This window comes from Ruegeria sp. CE9 (assembly GCF_056537425.1).
In genome coordinates this window covers 556,045-581,809 of the sequence record NZ_JBQFRO010000001.1, presented here as the reverse complement: position 1 = coordinate 581,809, position 25,765 = coordinate 556,045, and the positions used below count along the sequence as shown (strand labels likewise).

General features: G+C 56.0%; 30 protein-coding genes and 1 tRNA gene. 14 read left to right on the top strand and 17 right to left on the bottom strand.

Translation table 11 applies throughout. From position 1 onward, the window contains the following. Nucleotides 1-135: 135 nt before the first annotated feature. From olsA to ACR0B3_RS02920, 3 genes are all read right to left on the bottom strand, one after another. Nucleotides 136-990, bottom strand: a complete 855-nt coding sequence (olsA, locus tag ACR0B3_RS02930) for a lyso-ornithine lipid O-acyltransferase (protein WP_480807770.1) — start codon at nucleotides 988-990, stop codon at nucleotides 136-138. After that, nucleotides 977-1,732 (bottom strand): L-ornithine N(alpha)-acyltransferase, encoded by a 756-nt coding sequence (gene olsB, locus ACR0B3_RS02925; RefSeq protein WP_480807769.1) that lies wholly within the window; start codon nucleotides 1,730-1,732, stop codon nucleotides 977-979. The genes olsA and olsB overlap by 14 nt, the downstream gene beginning before the upstream one ends. A gap of 104 nt (nucleotides 1,733-1,836) precedes the next feature. Then, nucleotides 1,837-2,019: a DUF3553 domain-containing protein gene (locus ACR0B3_RS02920; protein WP_010440107.1), complete on the bottom strand. Its 183-nt coding sequence runs from the start codon at nucleotides 2,017-2,019 to the stop codon at nucleotides 1,837-1,839. A gap of 42 nt (nucleotides 2,020-2,061) precedes the next feature. Between ACR0B3_RS02920 and ACR0B3_RS02915 the strand changes: the two genes are divergently transcribed. After that, nucleotides 2,062-2,658: a histidine phosphotransferase family protein gene (locus ACR0B3_RS02915; protein WP_480807768.1), complete on the top strand. Its 597-nt coding sequence runs from the start codon at nucleotides 2,062-2,064 to the stop codon at nucleotides 2,656-2,658. Here ACR0B3_RS02915 and ACR0B3_RS02910 read toward each other — a convergent pair. The 10 genes from ACR0B3_RS02910 to ACR0B3_RS02865 all read right to left on the bottom strand — a co-directional run bounded on the left by ACR0B3_RS02910 (nucleotide 2,655) and on the right by ACR0B3_RS02865 (nucleotide 10,608). Continuing rightward, on the bottom strand, nucleotides 2,655-3,917 hold the full coding sequence (locus tag ACR0B3_RS02910) for a glutamate-5-semialdehyde dehydrogenase (protein WP_480807767.1): 1,263 nt from the start codon (nucleotides 3,915-3,917) through the stop codon (nucleotides 2,655-2,657). The genes ACR0B3_RS02915 and ACR0B3_RS02910 overlap by 4 nt on opposite strands. Nucleotides 3,918-3,956: 39 nt before the next feature. After that, nucleotides 3,957-5,063, bottom strand: coding sequence for a glutamate 5-kinase (gene proB / locus ACR0B3_RS02905; protein ID WP_480807766.1), 1,107 nt, complete (start codon nucleotides 5,061-5,063; stop codon nucleotides 3,957-3,959). Then, on the bottom strand, nucleotides 5,051-6,085 hold the full coding sequence (gene obgE / locus ACR0B3_RS02900; protein ID WP_480807765.1) for a GTPase ObgE: 1,035 nt from the start codon (nucleotides 6,083-6,085) through the stop codon (nucleotides 5,051-5,053). Before obgE ends, proB begins: the two co-directional genes overlap by 13 nt. Nucleotides 6,086-6,122: 37 nt before the next feature. Beyond that, on the bottom strand, nucleotides 6,123-6,659 hold the full coding sequence (locus ACR0B3_RS02895; RefSeq protein WP_170719061.1) for a GNAT family N-acetyltransferase: 537 nt from the start codon (nucleotides 6,657-6,659) through the stop codon (nucleotides 6,123-6,125). Further along, on the bottom strand, nucleotides 6,656-7,264 hold the full coding sequence (locus tag ACR0B3_RS02890) for a LysE family translocator (RefSeq protein ID WP_170683870.1): 609 nt from the start codon (nucleotides 7,262-7,264) through the stop codon (nucleotides 6,656-6,658). The genes ACR0B3_RS02895 and ACR0B3_RS02890 overlap by 4 nt, the downstream gene beginning before the upstream one ends. Then, complete coding sequence (locus tag ACR0B3_RS02885; protein WP_480807764.1) at nucleotides 7,261-7,764, bottom strand: GNAT family N-acetyltransferase; 504 nt, start codon at nucleotides 7,762-7,764, stop codon at nucleotides 7,261-7,263. Before ACR0B3_RS02885 ends, ACR0B3_RS02890 begins: the two co-directional genes overlap by 4 nt. 84 nt (nucleotides 7,765-7,848) lie before the next feature. Beyond that, nucleotides 7,849-8,118, bottom strand: a complete 270-nt coding sequence (rpmA, locus tag ACR0B3_RS02880) for a 50S ribosomal protein L27 (RefSeq protein ID WP_010440093.1) — start codon at nucleotides 8,116-8,118, stop codon at nucleotides 7,849-7,851. An 11-nt stretch (nucleotides 8,119-8,129) separates the two neighbouring features. Further along, complete coding sequence (locus ACR0B3_RS02875; protein WP_480807763.1) at nucleotides 8,130-8,750, bottom strand: 50S ribosomal protein L21; 621 nt, start codon at nucleotides 8,748-8,750, stop codon at nucleotides 8,130-8,132. A 209-nt stretch (nucleotides 8,751-8,959) separates the two neighbouring features. Next, entirely contained in the window at nucleotides 8,960-9,766 is an 807-nt protein-coding gene (locus ACR0B3_RS02870) for a DUF2059 domain-containing protein (protein ID WP_480807762.1), read from the bottom strand. Further along, nucleotides 9,766-10,608 (bottom strand): DUF2059 domain-containing protein, encoded by an 843-nt coding sequence (locus ACR0B3_RS02865; protein WP_170757646.1) that lies wholly within the window; start codon nucleotides 10,606-10,608, stop codon nucleotides 9,766-9,768. The genes ACR0B3_RS02870 and ACR0B3_RS02865 overlap by 1 nt, the downstream gene beginning before the upstream one ends. A 123-nt stretch (nucleotides 10,609-10,731) precedes the next feature. Between ACR0B3_RS02865 and ACR0B3_RS02860 the strand changes: the two genes are divergently transcribed. The 9 genes from ACR0B3_RS02860 (at nucleotide 10,732) to ACR0B3_RS02820 (ending at nucleotide 19,449) form a co-directional block, all read left to right on the top strand. Then, nucleotides 10,732-10,821, top strand: a tRNA-Ser gene (locus tag ACR0B3_RS02860). A gap of 202 nt (nucleotides 10,822-11,023) precedes the next feature. Further along, a complete protein-coding gene (locus ACR0B3_RS02855) occupies nucleotides 11,024-11,578 on the top strand; it encodes a hypothetical protein (protein WP_170683881.1) in 555 nt (184 codons plus the stop codon). 208 nt (nucleotides 11,579-11,786) lie between these two features. Then, entirely contained in the window at nucleotides 11,787-12,815 is a 1,029-nt protein-coding gene (locus ACR0B3_RS02850) for an alcohol dehydrogenase catalytic domain-containing protein (RefSeq protein ID WP_480807761.1), read from the top strand. 41 nt (nucleotides 12,816-12,856) lie between these two features. Next, nucleotides 12,857-13,732 carry a branched-chain amino acid ABC transporter permease gene (locus ACR0B3_RS02845; protein ID WP_480807760.1) on the top strand — a complete coding sequence of 292 codons (876 nt, stop codon included), beginning with the start codon at nucleotides 12,857-12,859 and terminating at the stop codon, nucleotides 13,730-13,732. 5 nt (nucleotides 13,733-13,737) lie between these two features. Continuing rightward, complete coding sequence (locus ACR0B3_RS02840) at nucleotides 13,738-14,835, top strand: branched-chain amino acid ABC transporter permease (RefSeq protein WP_480807759.1); 1,098 nt, start codon at nucleotides 13,738-13,740, stop codon at nucleotides 14,833-14,835. Continuing rightward, nucleotides 14,832-15,596 carry an ABC transporter ATP-binding protein gene (locus ACR0B3_RS02835; protein WP_480807758.1) on the top strand — a complete coding sequence of 255 codons (765 nt, stop codon included), beginning with the start codon at nucleotides 14,832-14,834 and terminating at the stop codon, nucleotides 15,594-15,596. The genes ACR0B3_RS02840 and ACR0B3_RS02835 overlap by 4 nt, the downstream gene beginning before the upstream one ends. Then, nucleotides 15,593-16,366, top strand: a complete 774-nt coding sequence (locus ACR0B3_RS02830; protein WP_480807757.1) for an ABC transporter ATP-binding protein — start codon at nucleotides 15,593-15,595, stop codon at nucleotides 16,364-16,366. Before ACR0B3_RS02835 ends, ACR0B3_RS02830 begins: the two co-directional genes overlap by 4 nt. Before the next feature lie 5 nt (nucleotides 16,367-16,371). After that, nucleotides 16,372-18,258 carry an AMP-dependent synthetase/ligase gene (locus tag ACR0B3_RS02825; RefSeq protein ID WP_480807756.1) on the top strand — a complete coding sequence of 629 codons (1,887 nt, stop codon included), beginning with the start codon at nucleotides 16,372-16,374 and terminating at the stop codon, nucleotides 18,256-18,258. A 30-nt stretch (nucleotides 18,259-18,288) separates the two neighbouring features. Then, nucleotides 18,289-19,449 (top strand): ABC transporter substrate-binding protein, encoded by a 1,161-nt coding sequence (locus ACR0B3_RS02820; protein ID WP_170584417.1) that lies wholly within the window; start codon nucleotides 18,289-18,291, stop codon nucleotides 19,447-19,449. Between the two features lie 60 nt (nucleotides 19,450-19,509). On the opposite strand, the gene rpsI is transcribed toward ACR0B3_RS02820, so the two are convergent. Further along, nucleotides 19,510-19,995, bottom strand: a complete 486-nt coding sequence (gene rpsI / locus ACR0B3_RS02815) for a 30S ribosomal protein S9 (RefSeq protein ID WP_010440030.1) — start codon at nucleotides 19,993-19,995, stop codon at nucleotides 19,510-19,512. 6 nt (nucleotides 19,996-20,001) lie between these two features. Beyond that, nucleotides 20,002-20,460, bottom strand: coding sequence for a 50S ribosomal protein L13 (rplM, locus tag ACR0B3_RS02810; RefSeq protein ID WP_039536983.1), 459 nt, complete (start codon nucleotides 20,458-20,460; stop codon nucleotides 20,002-20,004). 238 nt (nucleotides 20,461-20,698) lie between these two features. On the opposite strand from rplM, the gene ACR0B3_RS02805 reads away from it, so the two are divergent. Further along, a complete protein-coding gene (locus ACR0B3_RS02805) occupies nucleotides 20,699-21,061 on the top strand; it encodes a nuclear transport factor 2 family protein (RefSeq protein ID WP_480807755.1) in 363 nt (120 codons plus the stop codon). A 3-nt stretch (nucleotides 21,062-21,064) separates the two neighbouring features. On the opposite strand, the gene ACR0B3_RS02800 is transcribed toward ACR0B3_RS02805, so the two are convergent. Next, nucleotides 21,065-22,468, bottom strand: coding sequence for an aminotransferase-like domain-containing protein (locus ACR0B3_RS02800; RefSeq protein ID WP_480807754.1), 1,404 nt, complete (start codon nucleotides 22,466-22,468; stop codon nucleotides 21,065-21,067). A gap of 99 nt (nucleotides 22,469-22,567) precedes the next feature. On the opposite strand from ACR0B3_RS02800, the gene ACR0B3_RS02795 reads away from it, so the two are divergent. Next, entirely contained in the window at nucleotides 22,568-22,795 is a 228-nt protein-coding gene (locus tag ACR0B3_RS02795) for a DUF1127 domain-containing protein (protein WP_480807753.1), read from the top strand. 58 nt (nucleotides 22,796-22,853) lie between these two features. Here ACR0B3_RS02795 and ACR0B3_RS02790 read toward each other — a convergent pair whose 3' ends face one another. Beyond that, entirely contained in the window at nucleotides 22,854-23,297 is a 444-nt protein-coding gene (locus tag ACR0B3_RS02790; protein WP_480807752.1) for a PaaI family thioesterase, read from the bottom strand. A gap of 58 nt (nucleotides 23,298-23,355) precedes the next feature. On the opposite strand from ACR0B3_RS02790, the gene ACR0B3_RS02785 reads away from it, so the two are divergent. Both ACR0B3_RS02785 and trmFO read left to right on the top strand, forming a co-directional pair. After that, nucleotides 23,356-24,141 (top strand): enoyl-CoA hydratase, encoded by a 786-nt coding sequence (locus tag ACR0B3_RS02785; RefSeq protein ID WP_480807751.1) that lies wholly within the window; start codon nucleotides 23,356-23,358, stop codon nucleotides 24,139-24,141. A 250-nt stretch (nucleotides 24,142-24,391) separates the two neighbouring features. Further along, nucleotides 24,392-25,732: a methylenetetrahydrofolate--tRNA-(uracil(54)-C(5))-methyltransferase (FADH(2)-oxidizing) TrmFO gene (gene trmFO / locus ACR0B3_RS02780; RefSeq protein WP_480807750.1), complete on the top strand. Its 1,341-nt coding sequence runs from the start codon at nucleotides 24,392-24,394 to the stop codon at nucleotides 25,730-25,732. Nucleotides 25,733-25,765 lie beyond the last annotated feature (33 nt).

The window sequence follows — 25,765 nt, the reverse complement described above, 5'->3', positions numbered from 1 at the left end:
GGGGGTGAAAGAAGCGAATGCTCCAACCGGCGGCCTTGATAAGGATGTCTCCCTCAAAAAGGCCAAACCCCGCCTGCGGGTTTGAATGGCGCGCGTATACGGCAGGTTAAGCAGCAGCGCAAGGGCCAAATGCCCTTATTTTTCAAGCCGCGCCAGCGAATGCGCATGACGTACAGCCTCTTCACAATGAGCCGCCAGCGCTTTGCGGTTTTCAAAGTCGCTAACCTTGGCTGGCGCGTGGTAGATCAATTCCACGGTGCCTTGCCGCCGGGCGCCCAAAGTCTTCAGCAAATGCGGTCCGAATTCCATGTCGCCCCACCAGCCATAAAACCTTTCGGGTTGTCCTTCGGGTGCGTGAAAGATGACCGAGACCGGTTGAACATACATGAACTCTCGCAATTCTTCAGTGAAGAACGCCGCAAAGAGAGTTGTTTTAAATGGCAAAACCCGAAGACCGTCGGTCGAGGTGCCTTCGGGAAAGAACAACAGCTTGTGCCCGGCCTTCAGACGTTCTTCAAACACCCTGGTCTGTTCACGGGCCTTTTTGCGATCGCGCTCGATAAACACAGTACCTGTTGCGCGCGCCAGCCAGCCTATGCCGGGCCAATTCGCGACCTCGGCTTTTGACACGAAATACACACGCTTACGCGCATTCAGCGCAAAGATATCCAGCCACGACGTATGGTTGGCAACCACCGCCCCACGTTCCCGCATCAATCTACCAGAGGTGCGAAATCCGATCCCAAGGATTCGAAACGCATTGCGACAAACGAATTGTGAAATAAATGGCGTCACCGGTCGTTGAACGCCACAAAGCGGGCGTTCGATCAGGCGTGTGACGAGTAAGATGAGCAACCCTCCAAACACCAGAAGGGCTAGTGGCAGGCCGCGAAGGACCACCAAAACCCAGCCCAAGAAACCAAGCTCAATGGGTTCAGGCGCATCTTCGCTCTGCCATGAGGGATCACTCACCGGTTCAAGCTCCGCCATAGATGCGCCGCTGACGCTCATTCATGCGGTTTGTGTCCAGGATCAGGCACACATCCGTGGTGTTGAATGCATGATCGATAAACGCCCCCTCGCCCACGAAACCGCCCAGTCGAAGATACGCCTTGATCAGCGCAGGCACTTGCACCATTGCCGCGCGCCGATCCAGCGCCTCGGGTGGCAATAGATCCATGGGTTGAAACACATCGGGTTGCGCCCGAACCCTCAGATCGGGCGGGGCAAGATGGTTGTGATGCAGCATCGATAACGGTTGCGCCAGTTTCTGCACGTCGATTCCGTGGAAACTCGCCACACCAAACAAGACCTCAATCTCGCGCTCGAAGACATAGGCAGCCAAACCATTCCACAAATGATACATCGCAGTGCCGCCGCGGTAGTCCGGATGAACACAGGAGCGTCCGAGTTCCAGCAGATTGCGATCACTTTGCTTGAGAACACTCAGATCGTACTCATCTTCGGAATAGAACTGCCCGATTTCTGCCGCCCGTTCACCCGGGAGCAGTCGATAAACGCCGATCACCTCATCAGTTGTATCGTCTATGGCCAGCATATGATCGAAATATGGATCGAAGCGATCTTGTTCGAGCCCGGCCTCATGGTCGACCATCTCACCGCCGCCACCCAGTTCCCGGACAAACACGTCATAGCGCAGACGTTGGGCCGCCCGCAGTTCAGCCTCGTTTTCGGCCAGTTTGACAGTGAATGAGGGGCCTTTGTCGGGCATCAATTATGTTCCATTATGTCGATTGCGCGCTGATAACGCGATTGCGTGGCCAAAGGCAACAAGCCCGCGTTTCACCCGAGTTGTTAACCATTCCTAAACCAGTTTCACGGATCAAAGACCGGCATCAGGGCTATGCGTGTCCCGTCGATTACCACTTTCCCCTGCTCGCGAAAGTTAACGGTGATCTTACCTCCGATATTGGACTGTACTTGTCCAACGCCCCAATCGGGGAAATCGGGGTGGCGGACATACATGCCCGGTGCAAGAATGGCATTCAGATCTGTCATGTAGGGCTCCGGCTCCAATGGCGGGTCCAGCAGGAGGTACGCATGGGCGCTACGGACGTCAACCTGGCCGAGTTGATCGGCTCTCGGATCTGCCATGATCTGATCAGCCCAATTGGGGCAATCACCAACGGGCTTGAACTGTTGGAGATGGTTGGTGCTGTACAAGGCCCTGAGATGGAGTTGATTTCGGGCAGCGTCGGCAGTGCGGGCGCCCGTATCCGGTTTTTCCGTGTGGCTTTTGGCGCAGCCAGTGATCAGCCCTTGGGGCGGACCGAGGTGGTGGAACTTCTGCGGGATGTCGAGCAAGCAGGCCGTGTACGGATAAGTTGGAATCTAACCGAACCCGTTCCACGCAATCAGGTGAAACTCGCCTTTCTGGCCATCATGTGCTGCGAAAGCGCAATGCCCTTTGGGGGCGAGGTAGAGATTGAGACCAAAGGCGACGCATGGACAGTGACCGGTGTAGCTGACAAGCTAAGCCTCGACACAGGGCTGTGGCGAGGGGTCTCAACAGGACGCTTCGCCGAAAAGCTAACCCCCGCTCAAGTACAATTCGCCCTGTTGCCCAACACGGCTTTGGAGATGGGGCGCCGGGTTGAGGCAGAAACAACCTCAACCCAAGTGAAACTGCGGTTCTAGCCCCGGGTCGTGCCGTTTCCGCGCACCAGATATTTGAAACTGGTCAGCTGAGCGGCTCCAACCGGGCCGCGCGCGTGCATCTTGCCGGTGGCGATGCCGATCTCGGCACCCATGCCGAATTCGCCACCGTCTGCAAACTGGGTCGAGGCGTTATGCATTAGGATCGCGCTGTCGAGCCGTTCGAAGAACCGTTCGGCGGCGGCGGGGTCTTCGGTCATAATACAATCGGTGTGATTTGAACCGTGTTCGCGTATATGCGCGATGGCTGCATCGATATCTGCAACAGGGCGCGCAGCAATGATGCTGTCGAGATATTCTTTGCCCCAATCGTCATTCGACGCGGGAATGGTGTTTTCGATCGCAAGGACGCCCTCGGCATGCACTTCGACACCAGCAGCCAGTAAGGCAGCGATCAGATCGCGGCCTAGAGTTTCAGCCACATTTTCATGGATCAGCAGGCATTCTGCTGCGCCACAGATGCCGGTGCGCCGGGTTTTGGCGTTCAGGACGACATCCAGCGTTTTCTGAGGATCAGCAGCCTTGTCGACATAGATATGAACGATACCTTCGAGATGCGCAAAGACCGGCACACGCGCTTCGCGTTGCACAAGCCCAACCAGCCCTTTGCCTCCACGAGGCACGATGACGTCGACATAATCGGTCATGGCCAAAAGCTCTTGCACCGCTGCCCGATCCCGGGTGGGGACAAGCTGGATAGCATCTTCGGGAAGGTCTGCTGCTTTCAGCCCTTCAATCAGACAGGCATGGATTGCCTTAGAGGAATGGAAGCCTTCGGACCCACCGCGCAGGATCACGGCATTGCCTGATTTTAGGCAAAGCGCCCCGGCGTCGGCTGTCACGTTGGGGCGGCTTTCGTAGATTACGCCGATCACGCCCAAGGGCGTGCGCACCCGCTGAATGTTCAGGCCCGAGGCCATGTCCCATTCGGCCAGCACTTCACCCACGGGATCGACCTGTTCTGCCACCGTGCGAAGCCCGTCAACCATGTCTTGGACACGCGCCTCATCCAACATCAGCCGGTCCATCATCGCAGGGCTCAAACCTTTCTCGCGACCGAACTCCAGGTCTTTCTTATTGGCTTCAATGATGTCAGAACGGTGGTTCCATACCGCATCAGCCGCGGCAATCAGTGCTGCGTGTTTGCGTTCAGCGCTGGCAAAGGCAAGCTCTTGCGAGGCGGCTTTAGCGCGCGCACCAAGGTCGGCCATCATTGCGGGAATGTTGTCGAAATCCTTCATCTCATGCGCCTTTCGGTCTCAGTTTGTCAGGTCGCGCCTTTACAGCGCCAGATCGTCTCTGTGGATCAGGGCGGCGCGGCCAGGATAGCCAAGAGTCGCCTCAATCTCAGATGATTTTCGTCCTTTGATCGCGTCCGCCTCTTGCGCGGTATATCGGCTAAGCCCCTGCGCCAGCCTTCGCGCCTGCGGATCCATTACGGCCACGGGATCACCGCGACCGAAATCACCGGTCACCTCGACAATACCAGCAGGCAGCAGGCTTTTGCCGTTGGCAAGCGCCCTTGCAGCACCGTCGTCGACCACGATCTCTCCACGAGGTTTCATCGCTGAAATCCAACGTTTGCGTGCTGCGTGCGGGTCAAGGGTGGCCGTGAACCAAGTGCAATTCGCGCCATTCTCAAGTGCTTTCAGAGGGTTAAGGGGCGATCCTTCGGTGATCGACATATCGCAGCCTGCCGCCGTCGCCATCTTGGCAGCCAACAGCTTGGTCTTCATGCCACCCTTCGACAGCCCCGATCCGGCATCGCCTGCCATGGCTTCGATCTCGGGTGTGATCTGTTCGATGATATCGTACCGGGTGGCTGTCGCGTCTTCGTTGGGATTGCCCGAATAGAATCCGTCGACATCTGACAGTAGAATCAACTGATCTGCGCCGATGGTCACGGCAATCTGCGCCGCCAGTCGGTCATTGTCGCCATACCGGATCTCATCTGTGGCGACTGTATCGTTTTCATTGACAATCGGAACAACACCTAGGCTCAGCAGCGTTTCCAGCGTTGCACGGGAATTCAGATAACGCCGCCGATCTGCGCTGTCTTCCAACGTGACCAGCACCTGAGCGGTTTTGATCTCATGCGGCGTCAGCGCTTCTTCATACGCGCGGGCCAGCCGGATTTGTCCAACCGCTGCAGCGGCTTGGGACTGTTCCAGCGGCAGATTTTGCACGGGCAGCCCTAGAACACCTCGGCCCAAGGCAATCGACCCGGATGAGACCAGCACAACATCCGTGCCCTGCCCTTTCAACCAAGCCACGTCTTGCGCAAGGGATTTCAACCAATCCGATCTGAGCAGCCCCGTTGCCCGGTCAACAAGCAAGGCCGACCCGATCTTGACCACCAGACGGCTGGCATGGGTCAGGGTTGCCAAGGCGCGACCTCCTCAGCGGGTTTCTGGCGCAAGCGGTTTTCGTCAATCTGCGCCCGCAAGGCACGCAACACTTCGGTCACGCCCAGATGCGCGACACCGGACATGGTCATGACCGGACCACCTACGGCTTGTTCAAGCTCTTCCTTGGCAAGCGCAAGCTCTTCTTCATCCAGCGCGTCGACCTTGTTCAAGACGGTGATGCGCGGCTTTTCCGCCAATTCTCCGCCATAGGCATCAAGCTCGTGAATGATGGTGCGGTAATCCTCGGCAACGGTCTGGGACGTGCCGTCGACGAGATGCAGCAGGACAGCACAACGCTCCACATGCCCAAGGAAACGGTCACCGATCCCACGCCCCTCATGCGCGCCTTCGATCAGGCCGGGGATGTCTGCAACGACGAATTCCACGTTATCAACACCAACGACCCCAAGATTGGGGTGTAGAGTGGTAAACGGGTAATCCGCGATCTTGGGGCGTGCATTCGAAGTGGCCGCCAAGAAGGTTGACTTGCCCGCATTGGGCATCCCCAACAGGCCCACATCTGCAATTAGTTTGAGCCGCAACCAGATGGTACGGTCGATCCCCGCCTGCCCCGGATTGGCGCGGCGTGGAGCCTGATTGGTAGCGGATTTGAAGTGCAGGTTGCCGAAGCCGCCATTGCCACCTTTGGCCAGCAAATACCGCTGCCCGACCTCTGTCAGGTCACAGATCACGGTCTCTTCGTCTTCGTCCAGAATTTCTGTGCCAACGGGCACACGCAGGATGATGTCATCACCATCCTTGCCGGTGCGTTGCTGACCGCGCCCGGGCTGACCGTTCTTGGCAAAGAAATGCTGCTGATAGCGAAAGTCGATCAGGGTGTTCAGCCCGTCCACGACCTCGGCCCAGACCGAACCGCCCTTACCGCCGTCCCCGCCATCGGGTCCGCCATATTCAATGTATTTTTCGCGTCGGAAACTGACGCAGCCGCCACCTCCGGCCCCGGACCGGATGTAGACCTTTGCAAGATCGAGAAATTTCATGTGTGTCCCCTACTGCAAAGGCCCCATCGGCCACAAGTCAGAGTTTCTTTGTATACGTCCAGGTGGGCACATTCGCATCGCGCGCCACCGAATAGGTTTCCGCATCGCCAAGATACTGGAACCCGCAATGGGTCAGCACCCGGGCTGAGGCCGGATTGTCCTGAAACACGCTGGCGAACATGGTCGCGTTTTCCAGCGGATTCGCGTTGACCAGAGTTTCGACGGCCAGCGACGCGATGCCGGTATTCCAGTAAACCGGCGCGACCCAATAGCCGACCTCGGACTGGTTGCGATCCAGCCGCGTCAATGAGATCAGGCCAATCAGCTCGGGCCCGCCGTCTTTGGTGGCATCCATCGCCCAGACATCCTCATCCCGGTCTTCGGCCATCGCGCGCGTCACAAACGCCTCGATCGAGCCCGGTGGCAAGGGATGCGGGATCGACGTGGTCATACGGGCCACGCGCTCATCACCTGCATAATGTTCAATGAGACCCATATCCGACCGACGCAATGGGCGCAGGTCGAACCGCTCGGTTTCAATGACCGGCTGATTGATTATCGTCTCAAGCTTCATGAGTGCGTTCCTCCTCCGAACAACACAAAAAGTACGGACGCAACTGTCAAACTCGCTAACGTCCACATCAGATATTTTTCCGCAGGCCGACCTTCAACCGCATGGGCAATTCTATCGCCTGCAAAGGTCCAGATTGGGTGAAGAACAACCTGACAAATCAACAAACAGAGAGCGATCGTGATCGTCGCCTCAAAACTTGGCGTTCCTGCTGCCACAAATCCCGTAAACCCGGCAATGATCATCGCCCAGGCCTTGGGGTTCAGCGGATGCACGATCAGCCCAGCCCAAAATCCGGGCGCAACGCTGTCACCGGAATGGGGCGAAAGCCGTGTATTGGCGATCTTCCACGCCAGCCAAAGAATATATGCGGCTGAGGCATATTTGAGCGCCGCAAACACCATCGGCGCCTGTTCAGCCAATTGCAGCAGGCCAAACCCGACGGGCCAAATGATCAACTGCTTGCCAAGTATAACCCCGCCAACAAACGGCAGCGCCGCGCGGAAGCCATAGCGCGCACCGGTGCCCAACAGAACCATGTTAGCCGGCCCCGGTGTTCCGACTTGAGACGCCGCGAAGATCAGGAAGCTGGTGGTTGCAACGGTCATTGCACAGCCCCCCATCTGGCTTGGCTGAGCGCCATCCACTGCAACGTCACGGTTTCTCCGGTCGATCGCACGACAGCTTCGGATTGTGACGTGGGATCAAATCCCAGTTTTGTCAGCACAGCATGGGAACGATCATTGCCAAGGTGGTACGAGGCTTTGAGATCGTCTTTGCTGCTTTGGAAGTGCCGACTGACAATGGCGCGTGCGCTTTCGGTTGCGTAGCCATGACCCCAATATCGGTGGCCTAGCCAATACCCAAGCTCATCGCCTGCCGAAATCGTACCTATCAGTTGCCCACCTCGTACAATTGCAAACGCATCGTAAACTTGCGAGGCGAGGTTTTTGGTAAAATTCTCTGCATCGGTGATTGCAAAGGGAAAAGGGATGCTCGTTACCCACCGCACAACATCCAGATCGCTCAGGAGGTCAACAAGACGCGCCGAATCCTGACGCCGGAATCGGCGCAGGGTCAGGCGTTCTGTTTTGATCACTTCGGTCATAGGACCGCTCCTGAAAACGAGAAAGGGGACCGGCACTTTGTGCCGGTCCCCCATGAATTTTTCTTAAACCTTCTGGGTTTCGGCTTACTCTGCGGCCTCCGCCACTGGCAGGACCGAAATAAAGGTGCGGTTTTTAAGTCCCTTGTGGAACTTCACGGCGCCATCGACAGTTGCAAAGATGGTATGGTCTTTGCCCATGCCTACGCCTTCGCCCGGCCAGAACTTGGTGCCGCGCTGACGTACGATGATGTTGCCTGCGATGGCCGCCTGGCCACCATAGAGTTTCACGCCAAGGCGACGACCTGCTGAGTCGCGACCGTTACGGGAGGAACCGCCAGCTTTCTTATGTGCCATTCTCTCTCTCCTTAGCCTTTGGCCAGTTCTTTGGCCTGCTCAACCCATTCGGGTTTCACTTTGACGGTGTCGATAGCAGCAATCTGCTCGTCCGACAAGGCGGCCAGAGCGGCAAAGTTCTCGATACCGGCCTCAACCAGCTTTTTGGCAGCGGCAGGGCCGACACCGTTCAGCTTGGTCAGATCATCGGCGGCAGCTGCAGCGGCAGGTGCCTCTGCTTTGGCTTCCGCTTTCTTGGCGGCAGGCTTTTTCGCTGCGGGAGCAGCTTCGCCTGCCGGAGCCGAACCGGTTGCAACCTTGATGCCCGACTTGTCAGCGCCCGACGACAGGATGTCGGTAATCTTGACCAGAGTCAGCTTCTGACGGTGGCCAACAGTACGCTTCGAGCTGTGCTTACGACGGCGCTTGACGAATTTGATGACCTTGTCACCTTTGATCTGTTCGATCACTTCGGCCTGTACGCCTGCGCCTTCAACGAAAGGTGCGCCAACAACCGGAGCGTCGCCGCCCAGCATCAGAACATCGTTGAATTGAACTTTTTCACCTGCGTCGGCAGCCAGTTTTTCAATGCGGAGGATATCGCCCGCCTGAACCTTGTACTGCTTGCCGCCAGTCTTGAGGACCGCAAACATGCGTCTTTCCTTTGTCTAACCGCGTTCTGTGGTCCCCTTACGGGCGTTTTCGGCTTACGCCACCTCGAACAGCGCGCCCTTTTTGGGCTGTGTGACGACCCGAAGGCATACGCCCGTTGGGTCAATAATAACGAGACCCGGCGCGGGGATTCCGGCCGGGATGCGCGCTTATCCAAGCATTGTGGGTTAAAGTCAACCCAAATCCGTAGTCAAAGATCAGAGGCTTGCATTGCCTGTGCGACAGCCTCGCCCAACTGGAATGAGATCCCGTTGATCATCCGATCAAACCCTTCGAACAAGGCCTTGTTCAACGCGCGGCCGGTTTCGGTCCGAGAAAAGGCAATATTCTCTCGCAACTGTGCCTCGGACAGCGGCTGATAGGCCATCAGAAGAAACGAATACATCCAATCGCTCGTTTCCTTCTTGGTCTCCTCGCGCTGCGACAGAAGTTCTGCAAGCCAAGCTTCTTCGTCTCCAAAGGTACCCTGCCCCGCCGCCAGCCCGCGATAGAAACTGAAATCAGCGCTGATTGTGCCTCTGACGTTCTGTTCAATCAGATCGTTGACCTGCACATATTCATCCACCAGGCGAAAAAAGGCGTCCTCGCGATCAGTTTGATCATAGACGGCGCGCGCCATGTCTTCGATCGTCTCATCTGATAAGGCACGGCGGGCCGAGTTTTCCAGCGAGATGATGGTTTGCCCAAGATCACTTTCGAAAAAGATCGCTGCTTGTTCCAGTTGCGCCTCAGACATGTTCTGTTCGACCGAGCTGGACATCTGTTCAAACATCCAAATGGGATCATAAAGCTCTTTCATCTGGGCTTCGAAATATGACCCGCCCGCGCCGTCCAACATCGTTTCGTTTATCGACTGACCCTGTGCTTGCCCCTCGTCACTCAGGATATCCAGGAACTCGGACACTTGCATGGCCCGCAAAAGCCGATCGACATGTTCACCGGCAGCCAGCGAACTAGCTGACATTATCAGCGCGGTTGCAGCAGCCAGCAGACGCATCAGATATCCTGCGCCGGACGGAGTTCGGCCATTCGGGATGCCAGCACCTCGAAACGCATGGCCATGATTTCATACTGGATGGCGTTCAGCAGTTCATAGACTTCTTGCATCAAAGGCTGTTCAAGCGCCTCGACATAGGCGTCGACATCTTCATCCGAAAAGTCCTGATACGTATACGCCGCCCCGGCCAAGGCCGACAGCTGCAACGACTGGCGCATCGCTGCTTCGTTGCGGCCCATCATTTCGCGCAACTCATCGCCATTAAGCTGCAACTCAATAATTCCCGCCGCGCTCGCCGCCATCAAAAATCGTACCTGAATTTCTTGCAAAGCCCGAAGGGAGGTACCGCTTGCATCAACTGCCCGGTTCATGCGCTTCAGGCTTTCAACACGGCTGGAGCCATCTTTGATGAGTTCCGAAACGATTTTCTGACCAGCCAGTTGTTTCGCTTCATCGTCATCATCGATATGTGCTGCATTCTCAGCAACAACCAGCCTTTGGCCCAAGTCTGACGCATAAAAGGTAACCGCGTGGGTCAGCGCCTCTTGGCTGAGGGTCTGCTCAAGGATTGAGACAGCGGTATTGTGCATCAATTCGGTATCGAACACTTCTTCCGTAAGCCGCGCCCAATCCGACCCAAAGCCATCCGGGTCTATTCCCAACATTTGAGGCGCCGAGGCAGACGCTTGCGCAATACTTTCCAGCGCAACGTCAAATCCGGTTGTTGTCAGAAACGCCTCAATCTGGTCGCGACTGGCAGCGTGCGAGGATGAAGCGATCACTCCAAGCGCAAAAAGCGGAGGAATGAGGATGAGTGTGAACTGGCGCAGTAAGTAAGTCATAGATATCAGCCTAGGTGTTTTCTTGCCTCTGGCAATGGAAAATCCCGGTATCGCCAAATTCCCGAATTTTCTGCTTGCACCCCTGCCCGTTCCTCACTAAATCCCCCCCTCACAGACCCCCGCGGAGAGGTGCCGGAGTGGTCGAACGGGGCGGTCTCGAAAACCGTTGTGGGTGCAAGCCCACCCAGGGTTCGAATCCCTGTCTCTCCGCCATAAATTCTTTGATCCTTCAAGACAGTATTCGCCTTTTCAGGCACCATAATGGTCCTGAATGGCATGATGTTGCCACCCGTCACTACGCCAATCAGCGCAGTGTGGCTCAAACCCGCAAATTGCTGCAAATTCACGGGTTTTCCCCTTTGCGCCGTCGTAGAATTACCCCATCTCGGCGACACATCATTTGAAGGAGACCCTTATGTCGCGTCTATTACTTATCGTTGCCATCGCCGTCATCGGCGGAGGTGCTTATTATTATGCCACGAAACCTGAACCCACACCTGCAGAACAGCTTCAAGCCGCTGCGGAAGATGCTTCCGATGCAGTTGGTGAGGCGGCTTCTGCTGTGCAAGAAGCAGCAAGCGATGCGGTTGAAGCTGCAACTGAACAAGCATCTGAGGCTGCTTCGTCAGTGACGGATCAAGCCAGCGAGGCCGCGTCTTCTGTGGCCGAACAGGCCAGCAGCACGGCGGAATCTCTAACCGAACAGGCCAATGATGCGGCTTCGGCTGCGGGAGAGCAGGTCGCAGCACTTGCAAACCAAGGGCAGGAGCTGTTCAACACTTGGCTTCAGGACGGTATGCTGACCGTGCAGAACTTTGACTATGACGCCATGGTTACGTCGATCCAGGACAGTGATCTGACTCAGGACATCAAAACTCAGGCCATGAAAATTCTTGACGATATCAAAGCGTCGCCTGAGCTTGTCGTCGAAAAAATACAAGATCTGCGCAATCTTCTGACGCAGCAGTAATCAGTTCCTGAACCAGCCCCAAGCGGGCTGGTTCCCCCAATCTGATCGTTGTGCATGTTTCGCTACGTTACGGCACTACCCAATTGACAGCGCTGACTACTTTTGATTGCCTTCTAATCGTGGAGACGAAGAATTTAGGCTTTTTGTCAGAGAGTTACATTGCGCCGATAACATTTCTGCGTAAGGATCACCCAAAAAGGAGTGCTGGATGACCACCCTGCCCGACACAATGTTTGCCGTTGTCCAAAAAGGGGATGGATACTCTGGCACTGCAACCGGACCGACGCTGCAGGATGCTACGGAATGGTTGGCTGAGGCCGAACTGCCTTTGCCTGTTCCGGGTGCTGGTCAGGTGCTGATCAAGATGCGTGCCGCTTCGGTAAACCCATCTGATATTCATTTCATCAAAGGCGAATACGGTCAGCCTCGGGTCAAGGGCGCTGCGGCTGGGTTTGAAGGTTGCGGCGATGTTGTCGCAACCGGAACCGGCGCCGAAGCTCTGAAAGATCAACGGGTGGCCTTTGTTGCCGCGGGATCAGGGGCCTGGGCCGAATATGTCGTCACGCAGGCACAGATGTGCATCCCCCTGCGTCCCGAAATTTCTGACGAAGACGGGGCAGCGCAGATCGTTAACCCTCTAACAGCCATGGCGATGGTGGACATTGCACAAAAAGCGGGAGAAGCGTTTGTCATCTCCGCCGCCACTAGCCAACTTGGCAAGCTAATGTGTAGCCTTGGGCGTGATCTCGGGTTGAAACCCATTGCGCTGGTTCGGCGTGCCGAAACGGTCGACACGCTGAAACAACTGGGCGCAGCAGAAGTGGTAGTGACCAATAGCTCTGAGGCTGCGGCCGAATTCGCGTCCATCAGCCGAGATCTGAAGCCACGGGTATTTCTGGATGCCGTGGCCGACCAAATCTCGGAACAGGTGTTTTGCGCCATGCCCAACGGGGCGCGTTGGGTGTGCTACGGCAAGCTCAGCACTGAATTGCCCAAGCTGACACAGATGGGTCAACTGATCTTTATGGGCAAACGGATCGAAGGCTTTTGGCTCACCCGCTGGATGATGGACACGCCGCCCGCCGATCAAATGCGGGTGGTAGGCGAGGTACAAGCGCGTTTTGCCGATGGGCGTTGGAAAACCGATATTTCTGAACGGCTTGCCCTACGCGATGTGGTGCCAAATCTGGCTGATGCACTGAAAATGAGTGACGGCAAGGTGATTATCACGCCATAGTAGAGCGACGTGCCGGACAAACCGGCTGAGGGAGGGTAAGATTGGATAACGCACAGCTGCTGATCAGCGGGCTGGCGAATGGCTGCGTTTACGGCCTGATCGCACTTGGCTTTGTCCTGATTTACAAAGCGACCGAGGCCGTCAATTTCGCGCAGGGCGATTTCATGATGCTGGGTGCGTTCGTAACAATCGGACTGACCAATACCGAGTATATGGGTTTGCCATTCTGGCTGGCTCTACCGATTTCGTTGGGGATCATGGGTGCATTGGGGTACCTGATCGATCGCCTGATCATCCGCCGCGTGTTCGGAGAGAGCCAGACCGCTGTCGTAATCCTCACCATCGCATTAGGCTTCGTGATCCGATTTGCCGCTGGCCTAATCTGGGGGCACGAGCCGCAAACCCTGCAGAACCCCCTGGCCGGAAAGGAAATCCGCTTTGGTGGCCTCGTGCTGGGGATGGAGGATGTGGCAGTTATCGTCGTCACAGTCCTGCTGACCTGGGGGCTCTATGTGTTTTTCAGCAAAACCAAGCTGGGGCTTGCCATGCAGGGCGCGTCTCAGAACCAGTTGGCAGCCTATTATATGGGGATCCCGGTTAAACGGGTTCAGGGATTTATCTGGGCTTTGGCGGGTGTTGTCGCCGGGATCGCCGGAATTCTGTTCGCTGCAAAGGGTTCGGTTGATCCAACAACCGGCCTATTGGGCATCAAAGCCTTCGCCGCCGCCGTGATCGGAGGGTTCGGTAGCCTGCCCGGAGCCCTGGCCGGAGGGCTTGTCGTTGGCGTCATCGAGCCCTTCGCCAGCCGATACATTGCCGCCGGATACAGCCAGATTGCGCCTTATGCGCTGTTGCTGGCGGTCCTGATCTTCCGACCGCACGGGTTGTTCAGCCAAGTGCGGGTCAAGAAGGTCTGATCGCCATGCGGATTGTGTTCAAAACCAACTACATGCAGGACATTCGCCCATGGAAGGATGGCTATCAGCTAAACCTCTATCTCATCCTGTTGGTTATCGTTGCGGCCGCGCCATGGTGGCTGGATGACTTCTATCTTGGGGAGCTGACCAATGTTCTGATCTGGGCGATCGCAGGGCTGGGTCTGATGATCCTAACTGGCCATACGGGACAAGCCAGTCTGGGTCATGCCGCGTTTCTGGCCGTTGGATGCTATGCCAATGTCATCTTGGTCGAGGCAGGTGTGCCGTTTCTGATCGCCTTCCCGCTGGCGGGCGTGTTGACCGGCATCGTGGGCGCGACAGTGGCCATCCCTGCCCTACGATTACATGGCATCTATCTGGCGATCTTTACGCTGGCCCTGTCGGTCTTGATGGATGACATCATCGTGCTGGCCGAGCCCATTACAGGCGGCGTCGCGGGCAAGTATTTAGGCGGGGTAGAAATCTTTGGGCTTTTGGTCGACCGGTGGGCCACGCCCGGCCCGTTCTACTGGCTGGTACTATCCGTGGCCGTCATCGTGACGCTGGGCTACATCAACCTTTTGCGCGCACCTTTGGGTCGCAGCTTTATCGCTGTTCGGGATTCCGAGGTTTCGGCGCAGGCGATGGGCGTGGATATTGCACGTACCAAGACAATCTCATTCGCCTTGTCCTGTGCGGTCACCGGGCTGGCGGGTGCGTTGATGGGTATGTTTGCCGGGGCGTTCAACAATGAGACATTCAGCGTCGTAATCTCGATTCAATTGCTGATGATGATCGTGATCGGGGGGCTGGGTTCGATCCATGGCGCATATCTGGGCGCGATCGTGATTGGATTCTTGCCTCAGTTCCTGTCGATCTCAAAGGAATACGCAGCGGCCCTGTTCGGCGGCAACACTGTCGCCATTCCGGGGCTGGAATTCGGCATCTTCGGCATGATCTTGATCGCGTTCATCCTGTTCGAACCGATGGGTCTTTATGGCCGTTGGCTAAAAATTCGCACCTGGTTCGAGCTGTTCCCCTTTTACCGCAAAGACATGTTCAAACGACAGAAATCCTATCTCAAGACGGAGCGTCTGAGATGAGCTTGCTAGAGTTTAAAAATGTCACGTTGAAATTTGGTGGCCTGACCGCCGTGGATGATCTATCTTTCGACGTGAAAGAGGGCGAGGTGTTCGCCATCGTCGGCCCGAACGGCGCGGGCAAATCCACAGTCTTCAACCTGATCTCGCGCTTCTATGATCCCATTGCCGGGACGATCCAGTTCGACGGGCATGATCTGCTGCGCGTCAAACCCTCGGCTGTGGCAGCTTATGGCGTGGCACGGACATTCCAGAATATTGAGCTGTTCGAACACGCGACCGTATTGCAAAACCTTCTGGTCGGACGTCATCGCCATCGCAAAACCAACCTGATCTCGGAAATTCTGTTCACGCCATCCACGCGCAGACAGGAAATCGAGAACCGCGAAAAGGTTGAGGAAATCATCGACTTCCTCGACCTTCAGGCCTTCCGCGACAAGATGATCTCGGGCCTGCCTTATGGAGTGCGCAAAGTGGTTGAAGTCGCCCGCGCCCTAGCGACTGATCCGAAACTCTTGCTGCTTGATGAGCCCGCGTCGGGCCTGTCGGTCGAAGAGACGACGGACATGCGTTGGTGGATCGATGACATCAGGCGACAAATGGGGATCACAGTTCTGATGGTCGAGCACGATATGGGTCTGGTCTCGGGCGTGTCCGACCGCGTGCTGGCAATGGCTGATGGCGCGAAGCTGGCGTTGGGTGCACCAGCAGAGGTTCAGTCGCATCCGGCGGTGGTCGAGGCCTATCTGGGGAAAGCTTCATGAGCAAGCCAATCCTCAGCATTCGCAATGTTGAAAGTTTTTATGGCCCGATCATGGCCATCCGTGGTGTCTCACTGGATGTACATCCGGGCCAGATCGTCTCGATCCTGGGTGCAAATGGTGCCGGTAAGACGACGCTGATGAAAACAGTCTCAGGTGTCATGGACCCCGAGAAAGGTACGATCACGTTTGATGGCCAACAGCTACAGGGATCGGAACCCCATAAGGTCGTTCAGAAAGGTGTCGTCCACGTACCTGAGGGGCGCGAGGTTTTTCCTCTGCTAACGGTCGATGAAAACCTGAGCCTCGGCGCCTATACATTGAAGGACAAAGGACAAATCGACCATGACCGCGATCTGGTATTTTCTTACTTCCCCGTCCTGAAAGAACGTCGCAACCAAGAGGCCGGAACGCTGTCCGGCGGCCAGCAGCAGATGCTGGCGATAGGACGCGGTTTGATGGCTAACCCGCGTATCATGTTGCTGGACGAACCCTCGCTGGGCCTGTCGCCGTTGCTGGTTCAAGAGATTTTCGGCATCCTCAAACGTCTGAATGACGAACAGAATATGACAATGATGCTGGTCGAACAGAACGCCAACGCCGCACTTGAGCTTGCTCATCATGGCTATGTGATGGAGATCGGGCGGATCGTCATGGATGGCGCGGCTGAAACCTTGCTGCAATCCGAGGACATCCAGAACTTCTATCTGGGCGTTCAGGAAGAAGGCGCGCGGGAAAACCGGCGCTGGAAACGCAAGAAGACCTGGAGGTGAGCCGGATGGATGCAAGCCCCCTTCCCCCTCAGATCACCCTAAATGGCGTGCAGTTCAATGCCGCACCCGGTCAGCGCCCGCTGCGCGTTGATGGATGTACGACGATCTGCGAATTGTTCCAGAAACGCTGTGCTGAACTGGGTACCCGGACAGCGCATCGCGAAAAGGATTTTGGTATCTGGAAATCCTATTCCTGGGCGGATTATTGGCAGCATGCCAAATGGATTGGGCTGGCTTTGCGCAAGCTGGGCCTTCAGCGTGGCGAAATTGTCTCGATCCTGTCCGAAGACCGCAAGGAATGGGCGTGGTTCGACATGGGCATCCAATGCGTCGGCGGGATTGCTTCGGGCGTCTATACCACGGATTCAGCCAGTCAATTGAAATACCTGCTCAATGACAGTGGCAGTCGGTTTCTGATTGTCGAAGATGAAGAGCAGTTGGACAAATTTTTTGAGATTGAGCAAGACCTGCCCGATCTGCTCAAAGTCATTATCCTTGAGGACGAAGGCCTGCAGGATCTTGACCATCCGCGCTGCATGATGATCGATGATCTCTATGCTTGGGGCCGACAAGCCGACACCGACGAGCCCGGTGCATTCGAGGCAGAAATCGCTGCTGCCACGGCGCAAGACACAGCCCTGCTCATCTACACATCGGGCACCACGGGCAATTCCAAAGGTGCGATGCTGAGTCATGAGAACATCATGGCCGCGATCGAGTCTGGGGCGCATTCCCTGCCCTCTCAATCCACCGACGAACAACTGTGTTTTCTGCCGCTTTGCCATATCCTCGAGCGTGACGTATCGATCTATTACCCGCTGGCGATGAAATGCACCGTGAATTTCGCGGAGAGCCCCGAAACCGTGTTCACCAATCTGCAGGAGGTCTCACCAGCCACCTTCACCGCCGTCCCACGCGTGTGGGAGAAGATCTATTCGCAAGTCATGTTCATGGTCAAAGACGCAACGCCAACGGGGCGTTTTGCGTTTGCGCAGGCCCTGAAGGCGGGTCAGGCGCGCGCAGATTGTATCCTTGCTGGGCAACCCGTTTCTGCGCCGGTCGCCTTGCGGTACTGGATTTGGGATCGGTTGGTATTACGCAATTTGCGTCGGATGCTGGGAATGGATCGAATGCGGCGCGGTGGCTCGGGCGCGGCACCGATCTCGCCGGATTTGCTCAGGTGGTATTGGGCGATCGGAGTGCCCATTGTCGAAGGCTTTGGGATGACCGAAACCGCCGGAATAGCCGCGCTGAACACGCTTGAAGCCAACAAGATCGGCACCATCGGCAAGCCGGTTCCCGGCAATGACATGCGCATAGCCGAGGACGGAGAAATTCAGATCAAGGGCCTGAACGTCTTTCAGGGCTATTGGCGCAACAATGCCAAGACGGCTGAAAGCTTCACTTGCGACGGCTGGTTGCGCACTGGGGACATGGGCCATATTGACGAGGATGGCTTTGTAACCATTACAGGACGACTGAAAGACATCATCATCACCGCAGGCGGCAAAAACATCACGCCCGCCGAGATCGAAAGTGGGTTGAAGTTCAGCCAATATATCTCGGACGCTGTGATCGTCGGGGATCGGCGTAAATATCTGACGGCGCTGATCATGATCGATCAGGAAAACGTCGAAAAATTCGCGCAGGAACGCAAGATCCCCTTTTCGAACTTCGCATCCCTCTGCGCAGCACCCGAGGTGACCGATCTGATCGGCACAGAGATCAAGGCTGTGAACAAAGAATTTGCGCGGGTCGAACAGATTAAGGATTTCCGCCTAATCGACGTATTGCTGACGGCCGAGGATGATGAACTGACAGCGACGATGAAGCTCAAGCGTGGTCTTGTTGAAAAGAAACACGCACATCTCATTGAGGATATGTACAATTAGTTAAGGGGCGACCCAACAGGGAGGAGAAGTATGAAACACTTATTTAAGGGCCTTGCCGCAGCCACGGCATTGACTGCATCCGCCACGATCAGCTGGGCGCAAACACAAGGCGTGACAGATGACGAGATCGTCATTGGTTCAGTAAACGACTTGAGCGGGATATTTGCCGCTGTTGGTGTGCCTGCGACCAAAGGTGCGAATGTGGTCTTTGACCGGGTTAACGCCGAAGGTGGAGTGCACGGGCGTAAGATTCGCTTTGTGGTCGAGGATAACGGCTATCAGATGCCACGCGCGATGCAGGGCTATAACAAGCTGCTGAACCGCGACAAGGTGTTTGCCATGTTGCAATCGTTGGGTACGCCGATGAACGTTGCCGGGTTCAAGCTTTTGGATCCGAAGGGAATTCCTAACGTTGCCCCTCTGACCGCTGCCAGGCAAATGCTGCAAGAGCCGATGAAGAACAAGTTCACTTCGTTCTCGACCTACTACGATCAGGCACGGATTGGGGTGAAGTACCTGAACGGGGAGTTCGGCTCACAAACCGTCTGCACGATGTATCTGCCCACCGATTTCGGCGAGGAAATTCTGGAAGGCAGCAAAGCCGGAGCCGAAGAGGCTGGTATCACCTTTGGTGCAGAAACCACCCATAAGCCAGACGAGACGGATTTTGTTGGGTCCTTGAGCAAGCTTAAGGAAGAAGGCTGCGATATCGTTACGATGGCTTTGGGCGTTCGTCAGGCAATCACTGTTGTCGGAACCGCCAAGAAGATGGGCCTGACCGACATGAAATTCCTTGGCACTTCGGCCAGCTTCCTGACCGTCGTTGCACAGGTGCCCGGCGGAGTGACAGACGGGTTCTATGCAGCCGCGTCTTGGCTCGACCTGTGGGCGCGTGCCGAAGAGCCCGCCCCGGCCGCATTCATCGCAGAGTACAAAGAAGCCACGGGAGAAGATCCGGTAGGTTTCTCGATGCTTGGCTATTCAGCGGCCGAGATGATGGTCAAAGCGCTTGAGGCCGCAGGCCCCGATCTGACCCACGAGAGCTTCATCGCCGCGATGGAGTCGCTCGACTATATGGATGAGTTGGTCGGCAACCAGATCACCTATGGGCCGGACGACCATCAGGGCGCTGATACGGTCTTTGTCAGCGTCGTTGAAAATGGTGCGTGGAAGCTGGTTTACGAAGAATAAAACCACCAAAGAAAAAGGGCTCGCAAGTGCGAGCCCTTTCCCATTCGGTTTCCGTAGCGATTAACGCTTCGAGAACTGGAACGAACGACGCGCTTTGCGCTTACCGTATTTCTTACGTTCCACAACGCGGCTATCGCGGGTCAAGAAGCCAGCGGCTTTCAGAGCGCCACGCAGGTTGGGATCGTACAGCTGCAGCGCTTTCGAGATGCCGTGCTTGACCGCACCGGCCTGACCGGTCAGGCCACCGCCTTTGACGGTTGCGACAACGTCGAACTCACCTTCAACGCCGGCAACCTGGAACGGCTGGCGCAGGATCAGTTGCAGAACGGGGCGTGCGAAGTACTTGTCCTGGTCTTTGCCGTTCACGGTGACCTTGCCGGAGCCCGGCTTGATCCAAACGCGGGCGACAGCGTCTTTACGCTTGCCAGTGGCATAGGAACGGCCCAGCTCGTCACGTACGGGTTCACGCACGATGACTTCTTCGGCCACGGTTTCAACGCCTGCGACGGCGCTCAGCTCTTCGAGAGTATTGATCTGATCAGCCATCGGTCTTTAGCTCCGGGTGTTTTTCTTGTTCATGGACTTTACGTCCAGAACTTCGGGGGCCTGGGCTTCGTGCGGGTGCTCAGCACCAGCATAAACTCGCAGGTTGGTCATCTGCTGACGCGCCAGACGGTTGCCCGGCAGCATGCGCTTGACCGCTTGGGTCACGACGCGCTCGGGGTGTGCACCCTCAAGGATCTGCTGCTTGGTGCGCGATTTGATGCCGCCCGGGTGGCCAGTGTGCCAGTAGAAGTTCTCTTCGCGCTTCTTGCCGGTCATCTGGATTTTGTCAGCGTTGATCACGATGACGTTGTCGCCCATGTCCATGTTCGGGGTGAACGACGCTTTGTGCTTGCCACGCAGGCGCATGGCGACGATCGAGGCAAGACGGCCCAGAACAACGCCCTCGGCGTCGATCAGGATCCATTTCTTGTCGATGTCTGCAGGTGTTGCAGAAAAGGTTTTCATGGCAGGATAGTCCTGTTTGATGTGAAAGACCGCCCTAAGATAGAGCGGTCCGAATTCGATGGAGGGGGTTTAGACCTACTGTGCATGCAGGTCAATACACGCAAGTCATAAATAATATAGCTAAAACAGTATCTTATAAAATAGGTATTATTTTACCCCACATATTCACTTGTTGTGCACGACCTTATTAAGACAAACGCGATCCACCCACTCGTTTCAACAAGTATCGGGGGACACAATGCAAGAATTAGACAATGTAATTTCCGCTTATGGTTCAGCATGGCAGGAAACTGACCCGGTCAAAAGACTTGAGCTGCTTGAACAGTGTTTTGCTCAAAATGGCCGATACGTCGACCCAACAGCAGAAGTATCTGGCAGAGATCAATTGTCAGATCATATCGGAGCAGTTCTGAAAGACACACAAGGTCGCGTTGAATTGACCAGCGCCCCCACCTCCCATCATGATGTAGTGCACTTTACGTGGCACATGGTTGCATCAGATGGCTCTGTGATGGTTGCTGGGCATGATTTCATTCGCTTTGATGCAGATGGCAAGATTGCCCATTTGGCGGGCTTCTTTGGAGACCCTGCCCCTTTATAGGTGCTATACGCTTATCTGCTCGGGCGGGTTGTCCAGCAATGCACGCAAGCGCAGCATCGCGTCTTCGAACTTTTCTAGCGAGACGTGTCCATTCACAGCGATACGAACGGCATTTGGTGCCCGACCATCGCGCAGGGCGAATTCATCGGCAGACCGCAACTGAATGCCTTCCCGCTCAGCCGCACGGCTGAATGCAGCAGACCGCCAACCTGAAGGGAGATGAAGCCAGACAAATGGGATATCGGAATCCCAGTTTAGGTCAAACCCACCCAGAGCGTTTACCGCAACCCGCACATATTCACCCATCTCGGCCCGAACGTCTTTGGCCAGTTGCCTTGCCTCTGGATGCCCTAACAGTAATCGCGTCAATTCAGCCAGAGGCTGGGCCAGTCCAAAATATCCGTATTCAGCAGACCGACGCAGATCGACGCTTCGTTCTCTGGGGGCAATCGCAAAGCCTACTCGCAGCGCTGGCGTCAGAGTTTTGGAGATCGACGAAACATGCCAACCCCGTTCGGGAGCCAATGCGCGATAGCTGGGAGCGCGGGCCTCGCCCATCCGATAGCAATCGTCTTCGATGATCTGCAGTTCATACTTACGCGCAATCTCAACAACTTCTTTGCGTCGCTCCAACGGAGAATGCCCGCCCGTCGGGTTCTGAACCTCCGGAGAAACACATATCGCTTGTGCCTTGGTTTGCCTGAGGATGTGATCCAGAGCGTCAGGGTTAATGCCCCATTTGTCCATCTTTACCCCGACAATCTCGGCGCGCATCAATTCGCCGGCCCGTCGGAATCCGGCATAAGACAAGTCTTCTACCAGCACGACAGGTTTCGGATCTCGCAGAACGGTCTGGAAAACAACACAGATGCCGCTTTGCCCACCATGGGTCAGTACAATATCGTCAGCAGTTAGTGAACCAAGGGGAAGGTCCGATAACCAGTCGGCGACGACCTGGCGCACTGGTTGATAGGCGTCTCGGGTCGGATAGTTCATGAACATCCGAGGGTCACCTTTTGCAACCTTCGCAAGGCACTCACGGATCAAGGTCACCTGCCCTACGTCTGGCAGGCGTGGGCTGAACAGGCTGACGTTGGTTTCATATTTGTCATCCCTCAGATGCAATTGACGGGACCAGACATCATCCAGTATGGGCGAACGCGGCGGGGCGACAAATGTACCACGTCCAACCTCGGCTTGTAGCAAACCCTCATCGGTAAGAATCGTGTAGGCGCGTGCGACCGTGCCCGGAGTGATCTTCAGTCGATACGCCAATTCACGCACCGGAGGCAGTTTCTTTCCCACCTCCAGCGTTTTGTTTTCTATTGCTTTTCGGATCGTGTCGGCGACCAGTGTGTACTTTGGACCTTTGGATTTGGGCAGCGCCTCTGGCCAAATTGTATTCATTACAATTCTTCCTTTGATTTCGACACAATGCTGAATGTATCAAGACACTGTACCGAACATTTTAGATTTGTGTCAATACAATTTGAAAGGATACCCAAGATGACACGCGCAATGCACAACCCCGCCCTTATGCTGCTGAACGCCAGCCCCCGGCTGCCGCTGATCGCCGCGCTGGCCGTGCGGTTTGCGGCGATTGTCACACAATGGGAACAGCGCCGCCGCAGTCGAGTAAATCTGGGCAAGCTGGATGACAGGCTGCTTCGCGATGTCGGTCTGACCCGTCATCGTGCTGATGCAGAAGCCAGCCGCTACTTCTGGATGAAATAATTATCCCCAGTCCCATCTAAGGGACCTCTTCCTGGCCGGGGTTTATCCCCGGCCTTTTTTATCCGAAAGCCGCAGCCGCTGATCCTGCTGGAGGAATGGAATAAGTCATGCTGGCGCGCGCAACCAGTTTATCTGATCCTTCCGAATAGATCAGAACATCCCCAACAGCCAAGGTTCGGCCCAATTTCAACAACTTGCATTCAGCAATTAAATCAGCACCACCTTCGGGTTTACGTAAGAAATCCAGCGAACTACTGGTGGTAACAGCCAAAGACTTACGCCCTTTGCGTGCCAGCACCATCGCGTAGACACTCACATCGGCCAATCCAAACATTGAAGGGCCCGACACGGTGCCACCGGGGCGCAGGTGGCGTTCCTCGACTTTCAGACGCATGGTGATCGTTGTTTCGGTCAGGCCCTCGACGACAAAGTCGTTGTGCACCTGCGGAAACACCTGTGCCAAATACTCTGTCAATTCTTGTTTGTTCAGCGCTAATGACATGCTTCCCCTCTTGGCTCTGTCCGCCTAGAGTTGGCCCTAACGCCAGTGGGAGGGCAAGATGGCAATTCTGGAACGTAACGACACTGGTGCGATTGCACGGCTTAAGATGAACGCGCCCGAGCGGCTGAACGCGCTGAGCGACGAGATGCTGGCAGCGCTGCAGACTGAATTTGATGCGTTGCGAGAAGATAAGTCGATTCGTGTTGTTGTTCTTTCTGGTGCTGGTAAAGCATTCTGTGCAGGGCATGATTTGAAACAGATGACCCAAGGACGGCAGGCGCCGGATGGTGGTCTGTCCTATTTTCAGGATCTGTTCGATCGTTGTGCAAAGATGATGATGTCCATCCAGTCCCTGCCCCAGCCCGTGATTGCCCAAACGCACGGAATCGCCACCGCTGCAGGCTGCCAGCTTGTCGCAACCTGCGATTTGGCGGTCGCCGCCGAAGGAACGCGATTTGGCGTAAACGGGGTCAATATCGGCCTGTTTTGTTCGACTCCGATGGTAGCGCTCAGCCGGAATATACCCCGAAAACAAGCGTTTGAGATGCTGACGACCGGTGACTTTATCTCGGCCGAACGCGCGGTTGAGCTGGGTTTGGTCAATCGTGTGGTCCCTGAAGCCTTGCTTGAGGACGAAACCAGTGCGTTGGCCGAGAAACTGGCGACCAAATTAAGCAGCGCTGTAAAAATCGGTAAAACCGCATTCTATCAACAGGGTACAATGCCAACTGAACAGGCGTACGCCTATACTGCCGAGGTAATGGCACAGAATATGATGGACCGGGATACCGAGGAAGGCATAAGCGCCTTTATTGAAAAACGACCACCCAATTGGCGTCAGTGACGCAATTATTTCATACATTTTTCTTTACTGTTCGCATTTTTGCACTTTTCAAAAGGGCGACACTGTGGCAATGCTGGGACAAGGCTAAGGCCTGAATATGCTTTTGGGTCGCCGTGGGCGGAAGGTCCCTCCAGCTGGTTTCTCTCACCGGCGCAGACATTCCCGCAGCGGCGACCCCAAGACTTCTTCCAAGAAAATTGAACTGATCTGCGCATTGCGCATGACGTTGCTGTGCCCTATTTGGCAGCGCATGACAGACAGATTGCATATCGTGGGCGGCGGCATGGCCGGGTCCGAGGCCGCCTGGCAGGCGGCGGAAATGGGCGTGGATGTTGTGATCCATGAAATGCGGCCACAGGTGGGCACCTTTGCGCACCAGACCGGCAATCTGGCCGAGATGGTGTGTTCGAATTCGTTCCGATCAGACGACGACGAACAAAACGCCGTAGGACTGCTCCATTGGGAGATGCGGGCAGCAAACGGGTTGATCATGACCACCGCCGATAGCCATCGTTTGCCGGCTGGCGGTGCGCTGGCGGTCGACCGTGATCCGTTTGCTGAATCCGTGACCGCCAAGCTAAAGGCCCATCCGCGCATATCGGTCACCGGGGAAGAAGTCACCTCCCTGCCCCAGGATGGCCAATGGATCTTTGCAACAGGCCCGCTCACATCGCCCGCATTAGGTGAAGCAATTCGTTCTGAGACTGGGGCCGAAGCACTGGCCTTTTTCGACGCCATCGCCCCGATCGTCTATGCCGACAGCATCGATATGAGCCAGGCCTGGATGCAGTCACGCTATGACAAAGGCGAGACCGAGGAAGAGCGAACTGCCTACCTCAACTGCCCAATGGATCGTGATCAGTACGAAGCATTCATTGATGCGTTGCTGGCTGCAGATAAGACCGAGTTTCACGAGGGTGAAACCGCAGGTTACTTCGATGGCTGCTTGCCGATCGAGGTTATGGCCGAGCGTGGCCGCGAAACCCTGCGCCATGGCCCGATGAAACCGGTTGGCCTGACCAACCCGCATGCGCCGGAGGTAAAACCTTACGCGGTGGTTCAATTGCGGCGCGATAATGCTTTGGGTACTTTGTTCAACATCGTCGGGTTCCAGACCAAGATGAAATACGGTGCCCAGACCGATGTGTTTCGGATGATACCGGGTTTGGAAAATGCCAGCTTCGCGCGGTTGGGTGGTATTCACCGTAACACTTTCATCAATTCTCCGACCCTGCTGGATGCGCAGATGCGGCTTAAGTCTCAGCCAAACATTCGGTTTGCAGGTCAGATCACTGGCGTCGAAGGTTATGTAGAAAGCGCCGCGATGGGCCTGTTGGCTGGTCGATTGGCCGCTGCCGAGATTCTGGGTCGTACGCTGCCTGAAGTTCCGCATGATAGTGCAATGGGCGCATTGATCCACCACATCACGGGCGGCGCCGAGGCAAAAACCTTCCAGCCGATGAACGTGAACTTCGGACTGTTCCGACCGGTCGATGGCCTGAAAGGTGGTCGCCGGGGCCGTAAAGACCGCTACAAGGCCTATACGGATCGGGCGAAAGCTGAGTGGAGCGGCTGGCTCAAGCAGTGTTGACTGGACGTCACCCCCGGCCGGCGCCTAACATAT

Excerpts from the sequence above, each read along its gene's own strand:
- olsA (WP_480807770.1), bottom strand. The coding sequence starts at position 990 with ATGGCGGAGCTTGAACCGGTGAGTGATCCCTCATGGCAGAGCGAAGAT.
- olsB (WP_480807769.1), bottom strand. The coding sequence starts at position 1,732 with ATGCCCGACAAAGGCCCCTCATTCACTGTCAAACTGGCCGAAAACGAG.
- ACR0B3_RS02920 (WP_010440107.1), bottom strand. The coding sequence starts at position 2,019 with ATGACAGATCTGAATGCCATTCTTGCACCGGGCATGTATGTCCGCCAC.
- ACR0B3_RS02915 (WP_480807768.1), top strand. The coding sequence starts at position 2,062 with ATGGGCGCTACGGACGTCAACCTGGCCGAGTTGATCGGCTCTCGGATC.
- ACR0B3_RS02910 (WP_480807767.1), bottom strand. The coding sequence starts at position 3,917 with ATGAAGGATTTCGACAACATTCCCGCAATGATGGCCGACCTTGGTGCG.
- obgE (WP_480807765.1), bottom strand. The coding sequence starts at position 6,085 with ATGAAATTTCTCGATCTTGCAAAGGTCTACATCCGGTCCGGGGCCGGA.
- ACR0B3_RS02895 (WP_170719061.1), bottom strand. The coding sequence starts at position 6,659 with ATGAAGCTTGAGACGATAATCAATCAGCCGGTCATTGAAACCGAGCGG.
- ACR0B3_RS02890 (WP_170683870.1), bottom strand. The coding sequence starts at position 7,264 with ATGACCGTTGCAACCACCAGCTTCCTGATCTTCGCGGCGTCTCAAGTC.
- ACR0B3_RS02885 (WP_480807764.1), bottom strand. The coding sequence starts at position 7,764 with ATGACCGAAGTGATCAAAACAGAACGCCTGACCCTGCGCCGATTCCGG.
- rpmA (WP_010440093.1), bottom strand. The coding sequence starts at position 8,118 with ATGGCACATAAGAAAGCTGGCGGTTCCTCCCGTAACGGTCGCGACTCA.
- ACR0B3_RS02875 (WP_480807763.1), bottom strand. The coding sequence starts at position 8,750 with ATGTTTGCGGTCCTCAAGACTGGCGGCAAGCAGTACAAGGTTCAGGCG.
- ACR0B3_RS02870 (WP_480807762.1), bottom strand. The coding sequence starts at position 9,766 with ATGCGTCTGCTGGCTGCTGCAACCGCGCTGATAATGTCAGCTAGTTCG.
- ACR0B3_RS02865 (WP_170757646.1), bottom strand. The coding sequence starts at position 10,608 with ATGACTTACTTACTGCGCCAGTTCACACTCATCCTCATTCCTCCGCTT.
- ACR0B3_RS02855 (WP_170683881.1), top strand. The coding sequence starts at position 11,024 with ATGTCGCGTCTATTACTTATCGTTGCCATCGCCGTCATCGGCGGAGGT.
- ACR0B3_RS02850 (WP_480807761.1), top strand. The coding sequence starts at position 11,787 with ATGACCACCCTGCCCGACACAATGTTTGCCGTTGTCCAAAAAGGGGAT.
- ACR0B3_RS02840 (WP_480807759.1), top strand. The coding sequence starts at position 13,738 with ATGCGGATTGTGTTCAAAACCAACTACATGCAGGACATTCGCCCATGG.
- ACR0B3_RS02835 (WP_480807758.1), top strand. The coding sequence starts at position 14,832 with ATGAGCTTGCTAGAGTTTAAAAATGTCACGTTGAAATTTGGTGGCCTG.
- ACR0B3_RS02830 (WP_480807757.1), top strand. The coding sequence starts at position 15,593 with ATGAGCAAGCCAATCCTCAGCATTCGCAATGTTGAAAGTTTTTATGGC.
- ACR0B3_RS02825 (WP_480807756.1), top strand. The coding sequence starts at position 16,372 with ATGGATGCAAGCCCCCTTCCCCCTCAGATCACCCTAAATGGCGTGCAG.
- ACR0B3_RS02820 (WP_170584417.1), top strand. The coding sequence starts at position 18,289 with ATGAAACACTTATTTAAGGGCCTTGCCGCAGCCACGGCATTGACTGCA.
- rpsI (WP_010440030.1), bottom strand. The coding sequence starts at position 19,995 with ATGGCTGATCAGATCAATACTCTCGAAGAGCTGAGCGCCGTCGCAGGC.
- rplM (WP_039536983.1), bottom strand. The coding sequence starts at position 20,460 with ATGAAAACCTTTTCTGCAACACCTGCAGACATCGACAAGAAATGGATC.
- ACR0B3_RS02805 (WP_480807755.1), top strand. The coding sequence starts at position 20,699 with ATGCAAGAATTAGACAATGTAATTTCCGCTTATGGTTCAGCATGGCAG.
- ACR0B3_RS02800 (WP_480807754.1), bottom strand. The coding sequence starts at position 22,468 with ATGAATACAATTTGGCCAGAGGCGCTGCCCAAATCCAAAGGTCCAAAG.
- ACR0B3_RS02795 (WP_480807753.1), top strand. The coding sequence starts at position 22,568 with ATGACACGCGCAATGCACAACCCCGCCCTTATGCTGCTGAACGCCAGC.
- ACR0B3_RS02790 (WP_480807752.1), bottom strand. The coding sequence starts at position 23,297 with ATGTCATTAGCGCTGAACAAACAAGAATTGACAGAGTATTTGGCACAG.
- ACR0B3_RS02785 (WP_480807751.1), top strand. The coding sequence starts at position 23,356 with ATGGCAATTCTGGAACGTAACGACACTGGTGCGATTGCACGGCTTAAG.
- trmFO (WP_480807750.1), top strand. The coding sequence starts at position 24,392 with ATGACAGACAGATTGCATATCGTGGGCGGCGGCATGGCCGGGTCCGAG.